Origin of the sequence: Flavobacterium urumqiense (genome assembly GCF_900108015.1) — a bacterium.
Lineage (GTDB): Bacteria > Bacteroidota > Bacteroidia > Flavobacteriales > Flavobacteriaceae > Flavobacterium > Flavobacterium urumqiense.
Genome location: NZ_FNVP01000009.1, coordinates 67044 through 87756, shown reverse-complemented (window position 1 = coordinate 87756; position 20713 = coordinate 67044). Strand labels below are relative to the sequence as shown.

General features: G+C 32.1%; 25 protein-coding genes. 12 read left to right on the top strand and 13 right to left on the bottom strand.

Annotated elements, in window-relative coordinates; genetic code table 11:
- Positions 1–40: 40 nt before the first annotated feature.
- Genes C4S35_RS11570 through C4S35_RS11560 form a run of 3 tightly spaced genes read right to left on the bottom strand, consistent with a single transcriptional unit; the run spans position 41 to position 1407 of the window.
- The gene (locus C4S35_RS11570) at positions 41–502 is read right to left on the bottom strand and encodes a hypothetical protein (RefSeq protein ID WP_104000315.1); all 462 of its coding nucleotides are present in this window, start codon (positions 500–502) and stop codon (positions 41–43) included.
- A 2-nt stretch (positions 503–504) separates the two neighbouring features.
- A complete protein-coding gene (locus C4S35_RS11565; protein ID WP_104000314.1) occupies positions 505–1089 on the bottom strand; it encodes a response regulator transcription factor in 585 nt (194 codons plus the stop codon).
- A gap of 60 nt (positions 1090–1149) precedes the next feature.
- A complete protein-coding gene (locus C4S35_RS11560) occupies positions 1150–1407 on the bottom strand; it encodes a hypothetical protein (RefSeq protein WP_104000313.1) in 258 nt (85 codons plus the stop codon).
- A gap of 134 nt (positions 1408–1541) precedes the next feature.
- On the opposite strand from C4S35_RS11560, the gene C4S35_RS11555 reads away from it, so the two are divergent.
- Genes C4S35_RS11555 through C4S35_RS16220 form a run of 4 tightly spaced genes read left to right on the top strand, consistent with a single transcriptional unit; the run spans position 1542 to position 2978 of the window.
- Positions 1542–1982, top strand: a complete 441-nt coding sequence (locus C4S35_RS11555; RefSeq protein ID WP_104000312.1) for a hypothetical protein — start codon at positions 1542–1544, stop codon at positions 1980–1982.
- Between the two features lie 6 nt (positions 1983–1988).
- Positions 1989–2252 (top strand): hypothetical protein, encoded by a 264-nt coding sequence (locus C4S35_RS11550; protein ID WP_104000311.1) that lies wholly within the window; start codon positions 1989–1991, stop codon positions 2250–2252.
- Positions 2253–2295: 43 nt separating this feature from the next.
- Positions 2296–2829: a BRCT domain-containing protein gene (locus tag C4S35_RS11545; RefSeq protein WP_104000310.1), complete on the top strand. Its 534-nt coding sequence runs from the start codon at positions 2296–2298 to the stop codon at positions 2827–2829.
- Positions 2830–2849: 20 nt separating this feature from the next.
- Positions 2850–2978, top strand: a complete 129-nt coding sequence (locus C4S35_RS16220) for a hypothetical protein (RefSeq protein ID WP_279627797.1) — start codon at positions 2850–2852, stop codon at positions 2976–2978.
- 108 nt (positions 2979–3086) lie between these two features.
- Here the strand turns inward: C4S35_RS16220 and C4S35_RS11540 are convergent, their stop codons facing one another.
- The gene (locus C4S35_RS11540) at positions 3087–4130 is read right to left on the bottom strand and encodes an NAD(P)-dependent alcohol dehydrogenase (RefSeq protein WP_104000309.1); all 1044 of its coding nucleotides are present in this window, start codon (positions 4128–4130) and stop codon (positions 3087–3089) included.
- A gap of 172 nt (positions 4131–4302) precedes the next feature.
- On the opposite strand from C4S35_RS11540, the gene C4S35_RS11535 reads away from it, so the two are divergent.
- Both C4S35_RS11535 and C4S35_RS11530 read left to right on the top strand, forming a co-directional pair.
- Positions 4303–4737, top strand: a complete 435-nt coding sequence (locus C4S35_RS11535; protein WP_104000308.1) for a DUF6526 family protein — start codon at positions 4303–4305, stop codon at positions 4735–4737.
- 103 nt (positions 4738–4840) lie between these two features.
- Positions 4841–5410: a pentapeptide repeat-containing protein gene (locus tag C4S35_RS11530; RefSeq protein ID WP_104000307.1), complete on the top strand. Its 570-nt coding sequence runs from the start codon at positions 4841–4843 to the stop codon at positions 5408–5410.
- Between the two features lie 4 nt (positions 5411–5414).
- Here C4S35_RS11530 and C4S35_RS11525 read toward each other — a convergent pair whose 3' ends face one another.
- The 9 genes from C4S35_RS11525 to glyA form a co-directional block, all read right to left on the bottom strand.
- Positions 5415–6095: an ABC transporter ATP-binding protein gene (locus C4S35_RS11525; RefSeq protein ID WP_104000306.1), complete on the bottom strand. Its 681-nt coding sequence runs from the start codon at positions 6093–6095 to the stop codon at positions 5415–5417.
- Between the two features lie 2 nt (positions 6096–6097).
- Positions 6098–7354, bottom strand: a complete 1257-nt coding sequence (locus tag C4S35_RS11520; protein ID WP_104000305.1) for an ABC transporter permease — start codon at positions 7352–7354, stop codon at positions 6098–6100.
- A 2-nt stretch (positions 7355–7356) separates the two neighbouring features.
- Entirely contained in the window at positions 7357–8448 is a 1092-nt protein-coding gene (locus C4S35_RS11515; protein WP_104000304.1) for an efflux RND transporter periplasmic adaptor subunit, read from the bottom strand.
- A 126-nt stretch (positions 8449–8574) separates the two neighbouring features.
- A complete protein-coding gene (locus C4S35_RS11510) occupies positions 8575–9072 on the bottom strand; it encodes a GNAT family N-acetyltransferase (RefSeq protein WP_104000303.1) in 498 nt (165 codons plus the stop codon).
- 31 nt (positions 9073–9103) lie between these two features.
- Complete coding sequence (locus C4S35_RS11505; protein ID WP_104000302.1) at positions 9104–10900, bottom strand: ATP-binding protein; 1797 nt, start codon at positions 10898–10900, stop codon at positions 9104–9106.
- Between the two features lie 11 nt (positions 10901–10911).
- Complete coding sequence (locus C4S35_RS11500; RefSeq protein WP_244175264.1) at positions 10912–11364, bottom strand: response regulator; 453 nt, start codon at positions 11362–11364, stop codon at positions 10912–10914.
- Between the two features lie 30 nt (positions 11365–11394).
- A complete protein-coding gene (locus tag C4S35_RS11495; protein ID WP_104000301.1) occupies positions 11395–11955 on the bottom strand; it encodes a helix-turn-helix domain-containing protein in 561 nt (186 codons plus the stop codon).
- Positions 11956–12153: 198 nt separating this feature from the next.
- Positions 12154–12747, bottom strand: coding sequence for a MiaE family protein (locus C4S35_RS11490; protein ID WP_104000300.1), 594 nt, complete (start codon positions 12745–12747; stop codon positions 12154–12156).
- A 143-nt stretch (positions 12748–12890) separates the two neighbouring features.
- Positions 12891–14165 (bottom strand): serine hydroxymethyltransferase, encoded by a 1275-nt coding sequence (glyA, locus tag C4S35_RS11485; protein ID WP_104000299.1) that lies wholly within the window; start codon positions 14163–14165, stop codon positions 12891–12893.
- 109 nt (positions 14166–14274) lie between these two features.
- On the opposite strand from glyA, the gene fahA reads away from it, so the two are divergent.
- The 6 genes from fahA (at position 14275) to argC (ending at position 20641) form a co-directional block, all read left to right on the top strand.
- On the top strand, positions 14275–15558 hold the full coding sequence (gene fahA / locus C4S35_RS11480) for a fumarylacetoacetase (protein WP_104000298.1): 1284 nt from the start codon (positions 14275–14277) through the stop codon (positions 15556–15558).
- 137 nt (positions 15559–15695) lie between these two features.
- Positions 15696–16880 (top strand): hypothetical protein, encoded by a 1185-nt coding sequence (locus tag C4S35_RS11475; protein ID WP_104000297.1) that lies wholly within the window; start codon positions 15696–15698, stop codon positions 16878–16880.
- Positions 16881–17354: 474 nt separating this feature from the next.
- The gene (locus C4S35_RS11470; protein WP_104000398.1) at positions 17355–17972 is read left to right on the top strand and encodes a GNAT family N-acetyltransferase; all 618 of its coding nucleotides are present in this window, start codon (positions 17355–17357) and stop codon (positions 17970–17972) included.
- 4 nt (positions 17973–17976) lie between these two features.
- On the top strand, positions 17977–19170 hold the full coding sequence (locus tag C4S35_RS11465) for an argininosuccinate synthase (RefSeq protein ID WP_104000296.1): 1194 nt from the start codon (positions 17977–17979) through the stop codon (positions 19168–19170).
- A 140-nt stretch (positions 19171–19310) separates the two neighbouring features.
- Positions 19311–19622: a hypothetical protein gene (locus tag C4S35_RS11460; RefSeq protein WP_131478047.1), complete on the top strand. Its 312-nt coding sequence runs from the start codon at positions 19311–19313 to the stop codon at positions 19620–19622.
- Between the two features lie 41 nt (positions 19623–19663).
- The gene (gene argC / locus C4S35_RS11455) at positions 19664–20641 is read left to right on the top strand and encodes an N-acetyl-gamma-glutamyl-phosphate reductase (protein ID WP_104000294.1); all 978 of its coding nucleotides are present in this window, start codon (positions 19664–19666) and stop codon (positions 20639–20641) included.
- Positions 20642–20713 lie beyond the last annotated feature (72 nt).

Below are 20713 nucleotides of genomic sequence, written 5' to 3'. Positions count from 1 at the left end.
ATAGAGATTATAATATTGTGAAACGGTCAAACCTGTAGTGTCAATTCTTGAATAAGTTTGTTTGCACAATAACTCTCTTCGCACCGATAACGGGATAGTCGAAAATGATGTTTTCAATACGTTGTTGTAATTCATTTTGCTTGGATATATAGTAGGAGCGTAATGTTTTTTTATCTTCAAATGAGGTGTTTTTCGAAGATTCAAGTGCAATAAGTTGGTTGCCATACGCTAATTGATTTTCTTGGATTCCTTTGATCTCTTCAGCAATTTTACTTTGGCAATTCATTACATGTAATGCTGCAAGGGTTGATATTGATTTCTCTACAGAACCCGTTTGATTTAAAAATTTTTGATAGGCTTCAACGGCCGTTAGTTGATACATTCTCATTAAAGAGCGTATAAATATCTGACCATCCGTAATCTCTTGTTCCCATGATTTAGGAAATGTAGTTTTAAGCATTTCTAACGCTTCTGAACCTGTATATGTGAATTTTAATGTCATAATTATTGGATTATTTTTTGGTTAATAGCTTTAGTAATAAGACCAGATTTTGAGTGCACACTTGCTTTTTCAAAAAGGTTATGTTTATGGGTGTTCAATGTGCTTTCTGAAATGTTCAGTTCAGATGCAATTTGCTTATCGGCCAGATCCGAAGCCATAAGCGTGACAATTTGTATTTCTCGAGCTGTAAGAGGGATACCATCAACTGTAATGGATTTAGATTTCCATTTAAGACATTGGCAATTATTGGAACAAATGAAGTTATCCGCTTTATGAAGTTCGCCTTCTTCGCAAAAGTCCGCTTCATGATCAGCAGCGCCGTAAATGCAAAAAGCGAATTTCTCAATGGCTTCTTCTTGAGATAAATGTTTTAAATCTTCAATAGCTGCATCATCATTAAGCATCTGCTCAAAAATTTGTGCTTTCTTTTTACCGCATATTTCATTAAAATGTGCTGTTTGCCCATTGGTAACAAAAAATGTTTTTTTAGTAGTACGACACCCAAAGATTTCGGTTCTTTTGTCACCCAGAAGTAATCCGGCTGGGATTTGGTGAATTTGGTTTTCTTTTGTAGATTTGCTTTCCATTAGTTTAATCTTTTATAGGTTATTATTAAGTAAGACCCGGAGTTACAGCTTCGGGTTTTTTTACGCTTTAAAAATTGACTTTTTTTCTTCCTTCAGCTTTTTTGTAGCTTCTACTTTTTCAGTATACAATTCAAGAATTGTTGCTTCAATTGCGATGTTTTCGTTTCGTCCGTTAAAAACATGGTTTATAAATGAGAATCCGTAAGGGGTTCCTTTTTGTGTCACCACATTTTTCTCATTTAGTTTTTGCTGAACTTCTTTTGAATAGCCTTTTTTAAAGACCTTTTTCATTTTCTTTCTTTCGGCTGTTTTAATCATAGATAAGTGCTATTTTGAATTAAATTTATATTGTTGTAATTTGCTACGGTAGAAATACGTTATTACTATTGCAAATATATACAGTTTTCTGTATAAATAACAATCATTTTACAATTTTCTGTAAAAATATTAATATGAATGACATAACAATCCGATTTTTAGATGTTTATAACTACTTGTTAAAAGATAAACAAGTGTCTAATCCTAGTCATTTTGCAAAAATGATAGAGATTAGTACATCTACAATGAATGAAATATTAAAAGGAAGAAGTAATGCAGGAATAAACCCAATACAGAATACTGTAAAAAATTTTACTGAAATAAATGCTGAATGGTTGCTAACTGGAGCGGGAAATACAATAAAAAAAGGCAATAGCGTTATTGAAAACACTATTGAAGAACAAAATATAACTGATGAACTTAAAGATAAAACTGACTTAATAAAGTTCCAAAGAAAAAAAATAGAAGATCTTGAAAAAGAAATTTTGAAGTTAAAAAAAGACAAAGAGGCTTCGGAAAGTCATCTTTATGTTGCCGAACCAAAACCAGAAATGAAAAAGGAATCTAAAAAATAAAATAGTATGGAAACTGAATTTAAAGATTGGGAGAAAATAAAAAGCATTGTTAAAGATCACGGATTAAGTATTAAGCAGCCAGATATCGCAAAAGGTTTTTTAGAAGATTATGACCAAGAGCATTCACAACTTTCTAAAGTATTTGGAAGTTGGGTGGAATTATACACGGAAATTATAAATAAACTATTGCGTGTTTATCCAGATATGCCATTAAAAGATTTACTTAATGATCAAGGTGATTATATGCTTGTCCAGAATATAAAAGAGTAAACCTAAAAAAGATGATTTAAAATAACTAATTACACTTTAAACTATGGAATTTTTAACATTTGGATTAATCATATTTTCAATTTATTTATTTATTTCAAATAATAAGATTAAAAAACACTCCCAAATTATGGAAACTAATTATCATGAGATATATAAAAAATACAGTTACCTCAAATCACAACAAGAAAGTTATAATCTTCAAACTGAAAGAGTAACTACCTCAAGAAAAAAATCAGAAAATACAATTAACTACACTCAAGAAGAAATAATTTCCTTTTCTGAAAAAAAATTAGAAAAACAATATTTATATCCAAAAAAAGATGTCGAAGATAAATCACATTTCTTTTATGGTAAAAAAGTCGTGATTACAGGCGATTTTAAATATTTCGCAGACCGTAACGAAATATCTAAACTACTTTGGGAGGTTGGAGCCGATGTAGATACGGGCGTCGGTAAAAAGACTCAAGTATTAATTGTTGGAAATAACCCAGGGCCGTCTAAAATAATGACTGCTGAAGATATGGGGCTTGATTTGGTAACAGAAAATGAATTTTTGAAATTATTTAAATTAGTGTAAACTTCTTTTTAAACATAAATATGAAAAATAACGATAATGAAGAAGATCATTTGAATGTAATCATTGGCGACAATGACAGCGAACTGATCGAGCGATTAAAAGAGTTAATTGATAAAACTTCCCACAAACTTCCCACTAAGCAAATATGAATACTGATATTCAAATAGATATGGTTAATGTTGATTTACAGTCAAGGTCACAAATTAAAACCCTAAACAGTACTAAAATGTTTAGGGTTTTTGCTTTTTATAATTGCTTTACAATGTAGCCATATCAATAACAAAGCGATAACGAACGTCTCCTTTTGTCATTCTGTCATAAGCTTCGTGCACATTTTTTATATCAATCATTTCAATTTCAGAAACAATTCCTTTCTCCGCGCAATAATCCAACATTTCCTGAGTTTCCGGCAATCCTCCTATCAAAGAACCAACAAGACTTTTTCTGCCTCCAATTAAGCTAAAAGCATGAACTTCATATGGCGTAGGAGGAACACCTACACAAATATGAACACCATCTCTTCTTAATAATGAAAGATACAAATTTAAATCGTGTGGTGCAGAAACCGTATCCAGAATAAAATCAAATTTCCCTGTTACACTTTTTAATTGTTCCGCATCTTTAGTTACTACAAAATGATGTGCTCCCAACTTTTTTGCATCAGCTTCTTTATTTGGAGATGTACTTAACACTGTTACTTCGGCACCAAAAGCAACGCCAAATTTAACTGCCATGTGACCTAAACCACCCAATCCTAACACTGCCAGTTTGTGTCCTTTCCCTACTTTCCAATGTTTTAATGGCGAATATGTTGTAATTCCTGCACACAATAAAGGGGCTACAGCAGCTAAGTCTAATTTATCAGAAACATGCAATACAAAATCTTCATGCACCACAATAGTATTAGAATAGCCTCCGTAAGTAGGAGTTTTTCCATCCTGTTCTAAACTGTTATAGGTTGCTGTACTCCCGTTTATGCAAAACTGCTCCAAACCTTCTTGACAGTTTTCACAAGTTCTACAAGAATCTACCAAACAACCAGTCCCGGCTAAATCACCTACCTTAAACTTTTTTACATGAGTTCCAACTTTTATAACCTTACCTACGATTTCATGTCCTGGAACCATTGGATAAATACCGCCACCCCAATCGTCTTTAATTTGGTGAAGATCACTATGACAAACACCACAAAATTGAATATCAAATTGTACATCATGCGGCCCTATTTCACGTCTTTCAAAATTCCAAGGAGCTAAATCTGTCTTAGCATCCTGTACTGCATACCCTTTCGTTGCTATCATAATTTTAATTTTTAATAAATTTATGGAATTTATTTTAGTTAGAAGTTATATAATTAATAAAGGATTTATAAAATTCTAAACTTATATAATTTTTGTTTTTTTCACAATTAAAAATCCTGTTTGCTTTCAAATAAGTTGTTTTGACTATCTTTAAAAAACTTTAAATAAAATCATGGAAACACAATCCTATAAAAATCATATTCGGTATTACCCTCCTCATCATTTTGTTTATTATCCTATTATAATGATTTTTTTGGCCTTCAGCGTGTATTTTAGTTGTACCACCGAAGACCAATTGATTTGGACTTTCATCAGTGCTATTTTCGTTGTTCTGTTTTGTCTGGCGTTCATGTTGCGCCAACATTATGCATTGACTTTGCAAAACCGTATTGTACGACTGGAACTTCGGTACCGCTATTTTTCTATTACAGGTAAAAGATTGGAGGATTTTGAATACCAATTAAATGACGACCAATTGTTTGCGCTACGATTTGCACCAGATGAAGAACTTCCTTCACTTACGGAAAGAACGTTGAATGAAAATCTTTCGGGAAAAGCAATTAAAAAAGCCATTATTAATTGGAAAGGAGATTTTGACAGAGTTTAATATATTAAAAATAATTATTTCAAATTCTGAATAGTATAGGTTTAGAATTTTGTTTCTTTGTTGCGCAAAATAATCGACCTAAACTTGAATTTAAAACCCATAAATGCCAGAATATTTTCTAGATATTGAATATAATAACATCATTTATCGCGAGGAAGAAGTAAATTTTAAGGAATTTGAGTGTTGTACTTTTACGAATTGTAATTTCTCTCAATGTATATTTCTCGCAGTAACTTTTATTGACTGTACCTTCAATGATTGTACTTTTAGCAATGCAAAGATTAACTATGTAGCCTTTAGAACCGCGATTTTCAATCGTTGCGAAATCAAAGAAGTAAATTTTGCAATGTGCGACAAATTAATTTTCGAAATTACCTTTAATGATTGTATTTTGGATTTTTCCAAATTTTATACTTTAAAAATCAAAGGAACATCCTTTACTAATTGTAGTTTAATTGCAGTCGATTTTATGTCTACCGATTTGACTGAAGTACTATTTGAAAATTGCGATTTATACCGAGCTGAATTTGCAAAAGCAATTGCTAATAAAGCTAATTTTAAAACAAGCTACAATTACACTATTGATCCAACCAAGACGAAAGTTAAGAAAGCTGTTTTTTCTGTAGAAGGCATAAAAGGATTGCTTTACAAACACGAAATTATAGTTAAATAAGCAGTTACAAAATTACTTTCCCATCTTCCATGGTAATGATTCTATTAGTCCGTTCAGCAAAATCAGTATCGTGGGTAACAACTAATAACGTCTGATTTTGTTCTTGCGTCAATTTATTAAAAATATCAAAAACCAAGTCGCTATTTTTCTTGTCTAAATTTCCTGTAGGCTCATCACCCATAATAATTTGCGGATCATTTATTAAAGCGCGCGCAATAGCTACACGTTGTTTTTGTCCTCCGCTTAATTGATTTGGCATTTTTAAGGCTTGATCTTCCATATCCAATGTTTTCAAATGTTTCATCGCTCGATGTTCGATTTCCTGATTGGAGTATTTACCCAATTTCATTCCCGGAAGCATGACATTTTTCAAGACATTATATTCCGCTAGCAAATAATGAAACTGAAATACAAAACCTATCTTCTCATTCCGTATTAATGCTAGCTCTTTGTCGGTTTTTCCAGTAACAAGTTCTTTATGAATAAATATCTGACCGTCATAATCTGTATCCATCGTAGAAAGCAAATACAACAAGGTCGATTTTCCGCAACCCGATTTTCCCACGATTGAGACAAAATCACCATGATTAATACTCACGTTAATTTCTTTTAAGACCTTAAATTTCACAGGGTCATAAAAATATTTACTCAAACCAACCGCCTCTAAAACTTTGTTGTTCTCCATCGTTATTTTCCTCTGATTATTTCTACTGGATCAACTTTACTGGCTTTCAACGCAGGGAAAAGTCCTGCAATTGTAGTGGTAAATAATGCAAAAGTAATTCCGATAACATAAAACAACGGATTGTAATTTATGGGATAGGTTTTGATTGTGGGCAACGAAGCCGTTTCAAATGGAATTACATCTATAATGGAAGAGAAAATATAGCCAAATAACAATCCAAATAATCCCCCGGCAAGTCCTATAATAATAGAAAGTGATACAAAAATCCATTTAACATCATTCCCGGAAAAACCTGTTGCTTTTAGAATCGCAATACTATCCATTTTTTCATAAATCATCATATTTAGGATATTGTAAATTCCAAAACCAGCCACAATAAGCAACACTACGCCTACTGCATAGGAAATAATACTCCGTACTGTACTTCCGGTTTCAAACTGTGAGTTTGCTGTTTGGTAATCGATGGTATCCAAGTTGAACTTATCCCTAAACTCTTTTGCAACAGCAGGAGTCGAAGCCATATCAAAAAGTTTAATTTGTATATCAGTAATATAATTTGTGGGTTCTCCTAAGATTTTTTGGACTGTGGCCAATGAAGTATAACTCATCGTATTATCAATTTCGGCAATACCAATTTCAGAGATTCCAACGATTTTCAAAGAGGCCAAATTCCCTTTAGAAGTAGTGATTTTAATAATATCTCCTTTTGAAAGCAACATTTTATCTGCCAATCCTTTTCCTATAATAATACTGTTATTCTGGAGCAAATCAGCTACTTTCCCTTCGATGATATAGTCGCTGATTTTAAATAATTTCTCTTCCGGTAAAACATCAATACCGTTAACGATTCCGGAAATTTCAATGGTTCCAGAATTAAAAAAAACTGGCGTTGTAACTTTTGGCGCAACATCAATAATACGTGCATCTTCTTTTAAAACTTTAATAATCGTTTTACCATTGTAAATAGATTTCCCTCTGTCTTTTGGTTTTATAGAATGAATAAAATTGACGTTATTTTTATAATCATCAGCCAATGAAACAGGTTGCTTTTCAGAAGGTTTAATTTCGTTATACAAAAGAACATGAGGCGTTCTATTAAGCATTAATCCATCCAATAAATCATTTAAACCATGCATAAAACTAACCAAAGAAATAAACATGGCGATACCAAAAGTTACTCCTACAGCCGCAACAATAGTTTGTTTTAGTCTGGCTCGAAGCAAATGTAGCGCAATATTTAAAATTAATTTGAAGTTCATTACTAAGGCATATAAATTGTTTCTTCAGCTTTTAATCCTTCTAAAATCTCTACTTTCTGATAATCACTCAAACCTATTTTCACTTCCCGCTTTTCATCTTTATTTACTAAAACATATTTGTTTTGAATTAAATAAGACTTAGGAATCGTGATTGCATTTTTCTTTACCTGAATGATAATATTCGCTTCAGCGGTAAGGTTGGGATATAATTTATGAGGTCGTTTTATAAAATGAGCTTCAATTTTAAAAGTACGGGAACGCTCCTCCATGATAGGATAAATTTTATCGACAACTGCGTCAAAAACCTGACCTTTATAACTGTCCATCGTCACCAGTACTTTTTGCCCCAGCGTAACGTGTACCATGTCATTTTCATCTACTTCTAATTCCAATAAAAAAGAACCTGCTTTACCTATAATTGCCAAAGGAGTTTGCGGAGTGATCAGACTTCCTTCTTTTACCAATACATCGAATAATTCCCCTGAAAAGGCGCTTTTAACAATGAAATCGCTTTGTGATTTTTGATTGATTTTAAGATTGATGCGATTGCGATTTTGGTCGTTTTCTAATTGTGCTTTGAGTTGGCCCAATTGTTTTTTGGCAGATTCATAATTGATTTTAGAACTTTTATATGCTAATGTTACTCTTTCAAAATCAACTTCCGAAATACCACCTTGGTTTTTGATGACTTTATTTCTATTATAAATTGATTCGTCCAAGGTTAGTTTATCTTTGGCAGACTGGACTTTCATTTCCATTTCAGAAATTTTATCCTGAATGTAGCGGTTACTTTGCTGACTTAATTGATATGCTAATAGGGCATTTTCAGTATTTAATTCCGCTTTTTCACTTTCTAATTCAAATAGTGATTGTCCTTTTACTATAGACTGACCAGCGACAACATTTACTTTTTGCAGTGTTCCACTGACTGTAGATAAAACGGTATATTGCCCATCCGCTTTAATAACGCCTGAAGCATAAACACTTTCAGTTACATCTCCTAAAGTAGGTTTTGTTTCTTCGGTACTTTTTTTAGAACAAGATACTACACTGAAAATAAGTAAATAAAATAATAATATTGATTTAAAACTCATTTTGTCTTTATTTGAAACAACGATATGTTTGGATAAATTCTTACTAGTAAATGTACGATAATATATAGTTTTACCGCAAATTCATCCTTGCATAATTATTAGCAAAAACTACAATTTCAGAAACAATTACAATTTCTTTTCCATTTTGTAATCTTCCATCAAATAACCAAAATCTAATTCGATAACTTCTTCAGCGACCACTTTAAAACCAATTTTTTGATAAAAAGAAAGCGCTTTATTAAATTTATTTACATTTAATGAAATAACGTCTGAATGATTTTCTGTAGCTAATTTTTCAACAGTATCAATTAACAACTTTCCAGCTCCTTTGCCTTGCGCTTGCGCAAGTAAATAAATTTTATGCAATCGAGTATGATTTTTATTTAAATAATTATGCTCAAACGAGGCAAATCCTATGCAATTAGTATCTTCATGAAGTAATATAAAATGATGGCCTTTTTCATTTAAATTCTCGCTTAAAGTTTCCTCTGAATAAAACAAATTGAGCATATAGTCAATCTGTTCTTTGGATAAAATCGCACCATAAGTAGCCGGCCAAGAACCATATGCAATCTCTCTGATTAATTTAAGATCTTTAGTTTTTGCCACCGAAATTATTAACATTAGCTATAGTTTTTTTTGAAAATTATTAAAATTAAACTAAATCTCCTTTAGGAAGGAAAATATAGAATTTTGAACCACGATTAGGTTCACTTTTTACTTTAATAAATCCTTTGTGATTTTCTACAATTCGATTACAAATAGCTAAACCAAGTCCTGTTCCTGAATATTTAGGATCAGTTTCTAAACGTTTGAATAAAAGAAATATTTTTTCCGCATATTCTTGTTTAAAGCCGATTCCATTATCTTCAACTACTATTTTATAATAATCTTCCTTATTAATTATTTCGTAATTAGAAACTTCTTCCTCTGTAATAACTTCAGAATTGATGTTGATTTGAGGTATATTATCTTCCTGACTGTATTTTAGCGAATTTGAAACTAAATTTATAAATAGCTGTTTTAGCTGAAATGGAATTGCTTTAATTATTGGTAATTGTCCAATATGAAGTATTGCACTTTTCTCTTCAATATTTGTTGTCAAATCTTGGATAGTATCGGATATAATTTTGTTTAAATCTGTTTCAACAAAAACTTTATCGCCCTTTATGGTTCTGGAATAATTAACCAAATCAATAAGCAATGTTTGCATTCTGTTTGCTGCAATTCTAATTTTAGAAAAATAATCTCTTCCTTGCTGTGAAAGCCCATCAAATTCTTTTTCTTCTACTCTGGAAATAAACATTTGGATCTTACGAAGTGGCTCCTGCAAATCATGACTTACAATATTATTAAAAGATTCAAGCTCTGAATTTATATATTTTAACTCTTTATTATTTTCCTCCAGTTCAAGCGTTCTTTTATACTGGTCTGTAATATCATAATTTACCCCTATTTTAATCATATTGCCGTTTCCGTCTTTAGTAAAACTTCCAACACCCATGATATATTTTACCTCATTAGATGCAGTTAAAAACCTAAACACTATCGACGTTGATTGATGATTGACCAAAGAATCTTTATGAACTTGCGTGACATATTCTAAATCATCGGGATGTAAGTATTTGATTGAATTTTCTAAAGTGGATTCAAATGCATTGGGTTCAACTCCCATAAGCCGAAACATATTGTCTGAAAAAGTATATTGATTTGTTTCTAAATTAACCATCCAATGACCAAAACCAGCCGTTTTTTCAGCCGCATTAAATGATTCATTAAGCAACATTAATTTATCATTTGCCTGCTTAAGGTCTTCAATATCACCATTGGTTTTGTTAAATGAAAGCAACAGGATCAGAAGAGATAAAATAATTAATAGAAAGGCAGTCATTAACGAATCCTGCAGTTCAAATTGATGATTCGAATTTTGAAATTTAGTTTTTAATCGTTCTGAATTAATTATTTTGTAGACAAACAATTTCATCATTTCCGTGTAATCATTACTTTTCTTCAACTTAGAATTAAGTCCTAATCGATCTACATTACTACTTTTAGCAGCAATTAATGTTTCTCTGAATAATTTGAATCTATAGTTAATAAGTTTTTCAAGCGTTAGAATATCTTTATTTCTTACAGAATCATTTACCGTTAAGATTTTTAATTTCTTTATTCCTTCCTCGATTATTCCTCTGTTTAGAAATCGATTTTGTAAATAGGATTCATCTTTGGTAATAATATAATTACGTAAACTATAATCGTAGCTGTTTATTATAGATAAAAGCTTCTCCAATTCCAATTGAGTCTCATTGGATTTTGCGATTAACTCAAGTGTTGACGTGAGTCGTTGCATCTGAGAAAAGAACTTAGACCCAAAATAACAAACGACAAGAATAGCGACACCCAAGGCTAATTTGAATACTTGAGAATTTTTAAATAATTTTAAAAATTTCATCTCTTTTTTTATTAAATGCTAAAGAAAAAGGTTTCTATGTTTAATCCTGAGGTATGAAATTGCCAATTCATATTTATTACCTCTTTAATGACTTTTTTCAACATAGAAAAATCATTTGGTTTTTTTATATAAATATTGGCACCTTCAATAAAGGTATCTTCAATATCTTTTTCTGATGATGATGTCGAATATATGGCAACCGAAACGTCTTTAAAACGAGTATTAGCTCTAATTTCTTTTAGGCAATCTATTCCCGTTTTCCCGGGCATATTTAAATCTAGAAATAAAATATGAGGCAACTTGATATCAGGAAGCTCCAAATAATCCATCAAATCTTTACCATCTTTAAATAAAGTCAGCTTATTATCCATTTTAAGCTCCGTAATAGCTTCACTAAAAAAAGTGCGATCATCTTCGTCATCATCGGCTAAAAGAATATGCATTGGATCTTGATGTGTAATCATATAATAGTGGGTATTATTTTCATTATTTTTCTATTCCGTATTTGATAATTTTCTTCTCTTATCAATTACTCTTTTAAACATGGAAGGTGTTAATCCTGTTACTTTTTTAAACTGAGTTGACAAATAAGCCACACTACTGTAATTTAGTTCATACGAAATCTCTGTCAAACTTAATTCCCCGTCGATAATAAACTTTTTTGCTCTTTCAATTTTCTGAATAATAATAAAATTTTCTATGGATGTATGCGTGTATTCGGAAAAAATATTCGTCATATATCCATATCTATAATTCAATTTATCAGCTAGGTATTGAGAAATTGTTGTGTTAGGAAATTTTTCTTTATCATAAATAATTTCAATTATAGCATCTTTAATTTTTTGGATTAACTGTCCTTTTGGATTATCGATGATATGAATTGCAAATCTTTTGAGTGAAGTTTGAAGTTCCTCAAAAGTATCCTCAGAAATATTATCACTAATTTCAATTTGGCCTAAATCCAGTAATTGATAGTTTATATTTAATTTTTCTAATTGATCTTGTAATATTGTTCTGCAAGCAATATTTCCATCAAAATTATAATTGAGCTTCATTGCAGTTACTAATTAGTAGAGTTGAACTTAAAAATATAAATGTATATCAAAAATTATAAAACGGTAACAAATTACTAAAATTAATAACAATCTCAGTGCTTGTAAAAAACAAAATCAATTATAAACAGCTGATTTTTAATTGATTTTAAGTAATTAAAAAAAGTACAAATTCTTAATATTAATAAAAAATTTAAGAATTTAACCGTGAATCGTTTCGTTTTTTCCGTAATTTTCTATAACAGACGCTTCAAATTCTATCCATTCTCTCCAGCGTTTTTCTACATCGATACCTATTCCATACTTTCGGGCGTATGTAATAAATGTGGTGTAATGCCCTGCCTCACTTTCCATTAAATCCCTGTAGAATAAAGACAATTCCTCATCTTGAATATTTTCCGAAAGCACTTTGAAACGCTCGCAACTTCTGGCTTCGATCATTGCCGAAAATAATAACCGTTCCACCAAGCTGGAAACCCTGTTCCCATTTCCACTTTTTTTCATATACAAATACAATTCATTCACATAATCATCTTTGCGTTCTCGCCCCAATTTCAAGCCTCGTTTGATGATGATATTGTGCACTTGTTCAAAATGGTCGATTTCTTCTTTGGCTAAAGCCAATAAATCCTGAACTAAATCCTGATGTTCCGAATTATTAGTGATAATTGTAATGGCATTTGTAGCTGCTTTTTGTTCACACCAAGCATGATCTGTCAAGATTTCTTCAATGTTTTTTTCTACAATATTCACCCATCTCGGATCGGTTGGTAATTTTAATCGTAATACAGACATTGTAAAGTTTGTTTAAATTTTGAAAAAATAGTTTAAAGTTTAAAGTTCCGATAAAATGAAAAAAAGTTTAAAGTTCAAAATTTTGTGATACCTTTTTAAGACACAAAACTTTAAACTTTAAACCTTACACCTTAAACTAAAAATTAGTATACGAAAATAGCTCTTTCGCTCATCATTTCGTTTACTTCATTAGCCACTTCTTCAATAATATCTTCGTTAGTGTGGTTCATTAGTACTCTGTCAATCAGTTCTACTATTGTTTCCATGTCTTCTTCAACCAGACCACGGGTGGTAATAGCTGGAGTTCCTACTCGGATTCCTGACGTTACAAATGGTGATTTATCATCAAATGGAACCATATTTTTATTTACAGTAATTTCTGCTTTTACCAATGCATTTTCAGCATCTTTTCCAGAAATATTTTTGTTTCTTAAGTCGATCAACATCATGTGATTGTCCGTTCCGCCTGAAATAATTTCATATCCTCTTTTTACAAAAGCATCAGCCATAGCATTTGCATTTTTTTGCAATTGTAAAGCATACGTGAAAAATTCATCTTTCAATGCTTCACCAAAAGCTACTGCTTTTGCAGCTATGATGTGCATTAATGGACCACCTTGATTTCCAGGGAAAACGGCTAAATCCAATAAAGAAGACATCATTCTGATTTCTCCTTTTGGAGTAGTTATACCAAATGGGTTTTCGAAATCTTTACCCATTAATATTAAACCTCCACGAGGACCACGTAATGTTTTGTGAGTAGTAGTCGTTACAATATGACAATGAGGTAATGGATCATTCATCAAACCTTTAGCGATAAGACCTGCAGGATGAGAAATATCTGCCAATAAAATAGCGCCAACACTGTCGGCAATTACTCTAAAACGTTCAAAATCCATATCACGAGAATAAGCCGAAGCTCCAGCGATGATTAATTTTGGTTGCTCTTTAGTTGCTATTTCTTGAATTTTGTCATAGTTTAATCTCCCTGTTTCCTTATCTACTCCATAAAATGAAGGAGTGTATAAACGTCCTGAAAAGTTTACAGGAGAACCATGCGTTAAGTGTCCACCATGTGATAAATCAAAACCTAAAATTTTATCTCCAGGCTTAATACATGCGTGATAAACCGCTGTATTCGCTTGTGAACCAGAGTGTGGCTGCACATTTGCGTAAGCAGCACCAAATAATTCTTTGGCTCTGTCAATAGCAATTTGTTCAATAACATCAACTACTTCGCAACCGCCGTAGTATCTTTTGCCAGGATATCCTTCCGCATATTTATTGGTTAAAACAGAACCAGCTGCTTCCATCACTTCGTCACTTACGAAGTTTTCCGAAGCGATTAGCTCTAATCCGTGAATTTGTCTTTCTTGTTCTTCTAGAATGAGGTCAAAAATTTGTTCGTCGCGTTGCATTTCTTTGATTTTCGTTAAATATCATGCAAAAATACAAAAAAACGTTTGGTTAATAGTTAGATTATAATACATTTGATAATTAATTTTTAACAAAATAATTAACATCAATATGTCTATAACAGCTAACGATATTCAAAGAAAGTCATGGTTAGAAGTGCCTTCTAACAGCGATTTTCCTATTCAAAACATTCCTTTCGGTGTTTTTCTTACAAAAGAAAATATCGTGACTGTAGGGACTCGCATTGGAGATTTCGCAATAGATTTAGGAGCCCTGCAACAGTTAAATTATTTTGAAGGTATTGAACTGACGGACGATATGTTCATGCAGGATACTTTGAATGATTTTATTTCTGACGGCCAAAAAACGTGGCGTCTGGTTAGAAACCGAATTGCAGATATTTTTGATGAAATAAATCCAAAATTACAAGGTAACGCAGAAGACAGAGATATTGTGATCTTTAAAATGGAAGATGTTGAAATGCAGTTACCGGTTTTAATTGGTGATTACACAGACTTTTATTCCAGTAAAGAACATGCCACTAATGTAGGAAAGATGTTCCGCGACCCTGAAAATGCACTATTACCAAACTGGCTTCACATTCCTGTTGGGTACCACGGAAGAAGTTCTACTATAGTTCCTTCCGGAATTTCAGTACACAGACCAATGGGGCAAATGTTGCCAAATGGTGAAACTACACCCGTTTTTGGGCCTTCCCGCTCGGTAGATTTTGAATTGGAAACTGCTTTCATCACAACCGATGTCAATATTATGGGTGAAAATATTCTTGTAACTGAAGCAGAAGATTATATTTTCGGAATGGTTTTATTGAATGACTGGAGTGCCCGCGATATTCAAAAATGGGAATATGTTCCGCTAGGACCATTCTTGGCAAAGAGTTTTGCTTCTTCAATTTCGCCTTGGATTGTTACGATGGATGCCTTGGAACCATTTAGAACTAAAGGTCCAAAACAAGAACCAACGCCATTACCTTATTTACAACAAAAAGGAAAGCATTCTTTCGATATTAATTTAGAAGTGGCTATTCAGCCTGAAAATGCGGAAGCAACAGTTATTTCTAATTCTAATTTCAAATATATGTATTGGACAATGAGCCAACAATTAGCACATCATACCTCTAATGGTTGTCGCGTGAATTCTGGTGACATGATGGGATCTGGTACCATTTCAGGCCCTACTCCAGACAGTTTTGGTTCGATGTTAGAATTAACTTGGGGTGGAAAAAATCCAGTACAATTGAAAGATGGAACAGAACGCAAATTCATCAATGATAATGATACTGTAATCATGAAAGGACATTGTCAAAACGGACATGTTCGTATTGGTTTCGGTGAAGTTTCTAGCAAGTTACTTCCTCCATTTGTAAGAAAATAAAAAAATAAATACACTGTTCAAAACCTAACATTTATTCTATTTTTGTTAGGTTTTTTTTTGTAGTGTTATTTTTTAAAAAAATTTCAATTTTAAAACAGGATTACAGCTTCAAATAAACATTTACTAATTTTATGCTTATGAAAAAAATTGCTTTTTTATTATCATTATTTATACTTATTTCATCTTGTGGCGTTAAACAAACCAAGAATTTATTGAGTTCAGGAAATTATGATGAGGCTATAAATAATGCTGTTTCGAATTTGCGAACTAACAAAGACAAAAAAGGCAGGCAAGATTATGTTTATTTGCTCGAAGAGGCTTTCGTCAAAGTAAAAGAACGGGATCTAAATACCCTAAATTTATTGGTAAAGGATGCAAATCCAGCACAATTGGAAAAAATATACAACACCTATTTGCAATTGAATGATCGGCAGGAAAAAATCAAACCTTTACTTCCTTTAAGGTTAATCAAAGAAGGACGAAATGCCATTTTCCCATTTGATAATTATGACGATCAAATCATTGAAAGTAAAAATGCTTTGTCCGGTTATTTTTATACTAATGCCAAAAAATTAATGGCCACTTCTGATAAAATGAATTTCCGAAAGGCTTATGATGATTTAAACTATTTAAATCAGATAAATCCAAATTACAAAGATGTTTTGCGATTGATGGACGATGCAAAGTTTAAAGGTTCCGATTATGTTTCGGTTTACACCAAAAACGAAACCAACATGATTATTCCGATCCATCTTCAAAATGATTTATTGGATTTCAGTACATTAGGACTAAACGATAAATGGACGGTTTACCACAGCAACAAACAAAGAGGAATTGATTATGATTACGGAATGATGATTAATTTTAGACAGATTTATATTTCGCCCGAGCAAATCAAAGAGAACGAATTTGTAAAAGAACGTATCATAAAAGATGGTGTAAAAAAACTGATCGATGCCAATGGGAAAGAAGTTTTAGACGAAAAGGAAAAGGTTGTCATGGTTGATAATCTTAAAACTGTAAATGCCCTTATTTATGAATTCAGACAATTTAAATCCTGCCAAATTACGGCTAAAGTGGATTATTTAAATTTTAGAAACAATCAACTCTTACAATCTTTCCCAATAACCAGCGAGTTTATATTTGAAAATATTTATTCCACCTATAAAGGCGACAGACGCGCCTCTGACGATAATTATTATTCAAATTTTGATAAAAAAGCCATTGCTTTTCCTAGCAATGAACAAATGGTTTATGACACTGGCGAAGATTTGAAAGCCAAAATAAAAGATGTCATTTCCAGAAACCCAATTAGAAACTAATTAATTAGCAACAATCTATTTAAAAAACCTCCGTAAAAATCTAATTTTTAAAGGAGGTTTATTTATTTTAAAAATACAACAGTAACTTAATTTTTTGTTAGAAAATGCAAAATCAGTATAAAGTTGTAAAAATTGTGTACTTTTGCACCAATGAATAACGCAAGTATAAATATAACTCCTATCTCACGGACAAACAAACCGACTACTTCTCCCGAAGTACGGATGCTATTAGTATAGTTTCCACAAGTCTTTTGTTTTATTTTTATTCATTTTTCATTTTACCATTTTGAAATCACATTTATTTCCCATTGGAATAGTTTATTCCAAAATCAGTACACATTTTTTCTTATTATCTTGTTATTCAATTTATTGGACTGTAAATTCGTATTTTAGTCTCTTATTTCAATGCGAGAAAGAATGGATTTCAAATCAAACTTACAGCTCATTTACAACTCAAAAAATTCAACTCTTGAAATGAATATATCAATAATTACAACTCAGGAAGAACATTATAAATATTCACAAGAAATATGTGAAACTATTGAATTATCAGCTTTATTGAGAGGCACTGGCATTGCCAAAAGAACTCCTGAATACATCCAGAAAAAAATGGAAAGTAAAGATGCCATAATCGCATTAGACAATGGGAAATTTGCTGGTTTTTGTTATATCGAAAGTTGGGAACACGGTAAATATGTGGCGCATTCAGGATTGATAGTTCACCCGGATTACAGAAATTTAGGATTGGCAAAACAAATCAAATCGAAAGTATTTGATTATTCTTTGGAGAAATACCCCGATGCTAAAATATTCGGAATTACAACTGGATTAGCAGTAATGAAAATCAATTCTGAATTAGGTTATAAACCAGTTCCATTTTCAGAATTGACGACAGATCCAACTTTTTGGGCTGGTTGTAAAACCTGTACTAATTTTGAAATCTTACAAAGTAAAGATAACAAAATGTGTTTGTGTACTGGAATGTTGTTTGACCCAAAAGAAAAACCAAAAGATCCGCCAAAACACCCGTTTAACACAAGAGTTCTTAACAGATTAAAATTAATTAAACAAGCCCTTTTCTTAAAAAAATAATATCATGAAAAAAGTTGTATTAGCTTACAGTGGAGGATTAGACACCTCCTATTGCCTAAAATATTTAAAAAACGAAAAAGGATACGAAGTTCATACCGTTCTTATTAATACTGGCGGATTTGACGAAGCTGAATTAAACGCTATTGAAGAAAGAGCCTACGAATTAGGAAGTGCACAACATACAAATCTTACCATTGTCGATAAATATTACGATAAAGCCATAAAATATTTGATTTATGGAAATGTATTAAAAAATAATACCTATCCACTGTCTGTAAGCGCTGAGCGTGTTTTTCAAGCTATAGAAGCGATTAAATATGCAAAATCAGTTGGTGCTGAAGCCATTGCTCACGGAAGTACTGGTGCAGGAAATGACCAAATTCGTTTTGATTTAATTTTCCAAACCATTGCTCCCGAAATTGAAATCATCACTCCTATCAGGGATCTCAAATTATCGAGACAGGAAGAAGTGGATTATTTATCTAAAAATGGAGTTCATTATTCTTGGGAAAAAGCACAATATTCCATCAATAAAGGATTGTGGGGAACAAGCGTAGGTGGTAAAGAAACATTGACGTCCAATCAAACTTTACCAAGTGAAGCATATCCTTCGCAATTGCAAAAAACGGGTGAAGAGAAAGTGACCTTACAATTTGAAAAAGGACAATTAGTAGGAATCAATGGTACATTGGACACCCCAACAAAAAACATCGTTGCCTTAGAAAAATTAGCCAGCGCATATGCAATTGGTAGAGATATTCATGTTGGCGACACCATTATCGGAATTAAAGGAAGAGTTGGTTTTGAAGCCGCTGCGCCTTTGATCATCATCAAAGCACACCATTTATTAGAGAAACATACACTGGGCAAATGGCAACAATACTGGAAAGAACAACTGGGAAACTGGTACGGAATGTTGTTTCATGAAGGACAATTTCTAGATCCTGTAATGAGAAACATCGAGGCTTTTCTGGAAGATACCCAAACCACTGTAAACGGTACCGTTATCGTTTCGCTAAAACCATATCACTTTACATTGGACGGCATTGAATCTGAAAATGATTTAATGAATACCACGTTTGGTCAATACGGAGAAATGAACAACGCATGGACCTCTGACGACGCCAAAGGATTTATTAAAATTTTGGGAAATGCCCAAAACATATTTTCATCTGTAAATAGACTGACACACGATTAATTAAGTGCTGTCTAAATTTAAAAAATTTATTCAAAATTATAATTCAACTTATGAAAATTAAATTATTTTTTTTACTTCCTCTATTTCTGATTCTTTATGGATGTTCTAGCGACAATAATACTAACCCAGAAAAAGAAACAATGAAACCTATTACTTATGAAGTTTTATTATTTGAATTTACCCCTGATACAGGTAATAATTCATCTAGACTTCGATACGATATAAAATATACCAACCCTAACAATGTTGCTGTAAAAGGATCTTCTAGAATAACGATGAATTATGATGGGCTTATACTTACTCCCATCAAAAAAGTTCCGCCTTATATCGAAATTGCAGCAAATTCAAACTTTACAGAAAGTTCTAATGTTGAAGAACCTTTAAATCTAACAATAGGAAAGACAAATTCAATAAAATTAGTATCTGTTGAATTCATTTTGCTGATTGATTAAAATAAAAAAGATTCTTTTGTAAAATTTAAAAAATTTAAACAATGATTAATATTGGAATAATTGGCGGTTCGGGTTACACTGCGGGGGAACTCATCAGAATATTGATGTTTCATCCCAATGCTACACTTGATTTTGTGTACAGCACGACAAACGCCGGAAAACCGCTTCATGTCGCGCATCATGATTTGATGGGCGATATCGAAATGAATTTTACCAATACTGTAAATCCAAATGTAAATGTGGTTTTCTTATGCTTAGGACACGGTAAATCAAAATTATTTTTAGAACAAAATCAATTTGCGAGTCATACCAAAATCATCGATTTAGGAAATGATTTCAGATTGATAAAAGACAAAGATTTCAAAAGTAAATCTTTCGTTTACGGTTTACCTGAATTAAATAAAGCGCTTGTCAAAAACGCTCAATTTATCGCTAATCCAGGTTGTTTCGCGACAGCAATTCAACTAGCATTATTACCATTGGCAAAAAACAAAATGCTTACGACTGACGTTCATATCAATGCCACAACCGGAAGCACAGGAGCTGGAGTCTCGCCTTCGGAAACAACACATTTTAGTTGGAGATCAAATAATATGTCGCATTACAAAGCTTTTGAGCACCAACATTTGGGTGAAATAAATCAAAGTGTCAACCAATTGCAGGCGGATTATAAAAACGAATTGATTTTTGTACCCAACAGAGGGGATTTTGCCAGAGGGATTTTCGCAACATTATACACAACAATCGAAGAAAACTTGGAAGATGTAGTGGCAAAATATGAGGCTTTTTATAAAGATCAACCTTTCGTAACTATTACCACCACTGAAATCAATATGAAACAAGTGGTTCAAACGAATAAATGTATTATTAGTTTAATGAAAAAAGGAAACCGGTTATTGATCACTTCGGTAATTGATAATTTAACAAAAGGTGCCTCAGGACAAGCCATTCAAAACATGAATCTACTATTTGGATTGGACGAAACCACAGGATTACATTTGAAACCAAGCGGATTCTAAAAATAATTAAAAGATTGAAGGATTTAATGATTGAAAAATTATTAAGATTCTAAAGACAACGATTTAAAAAAG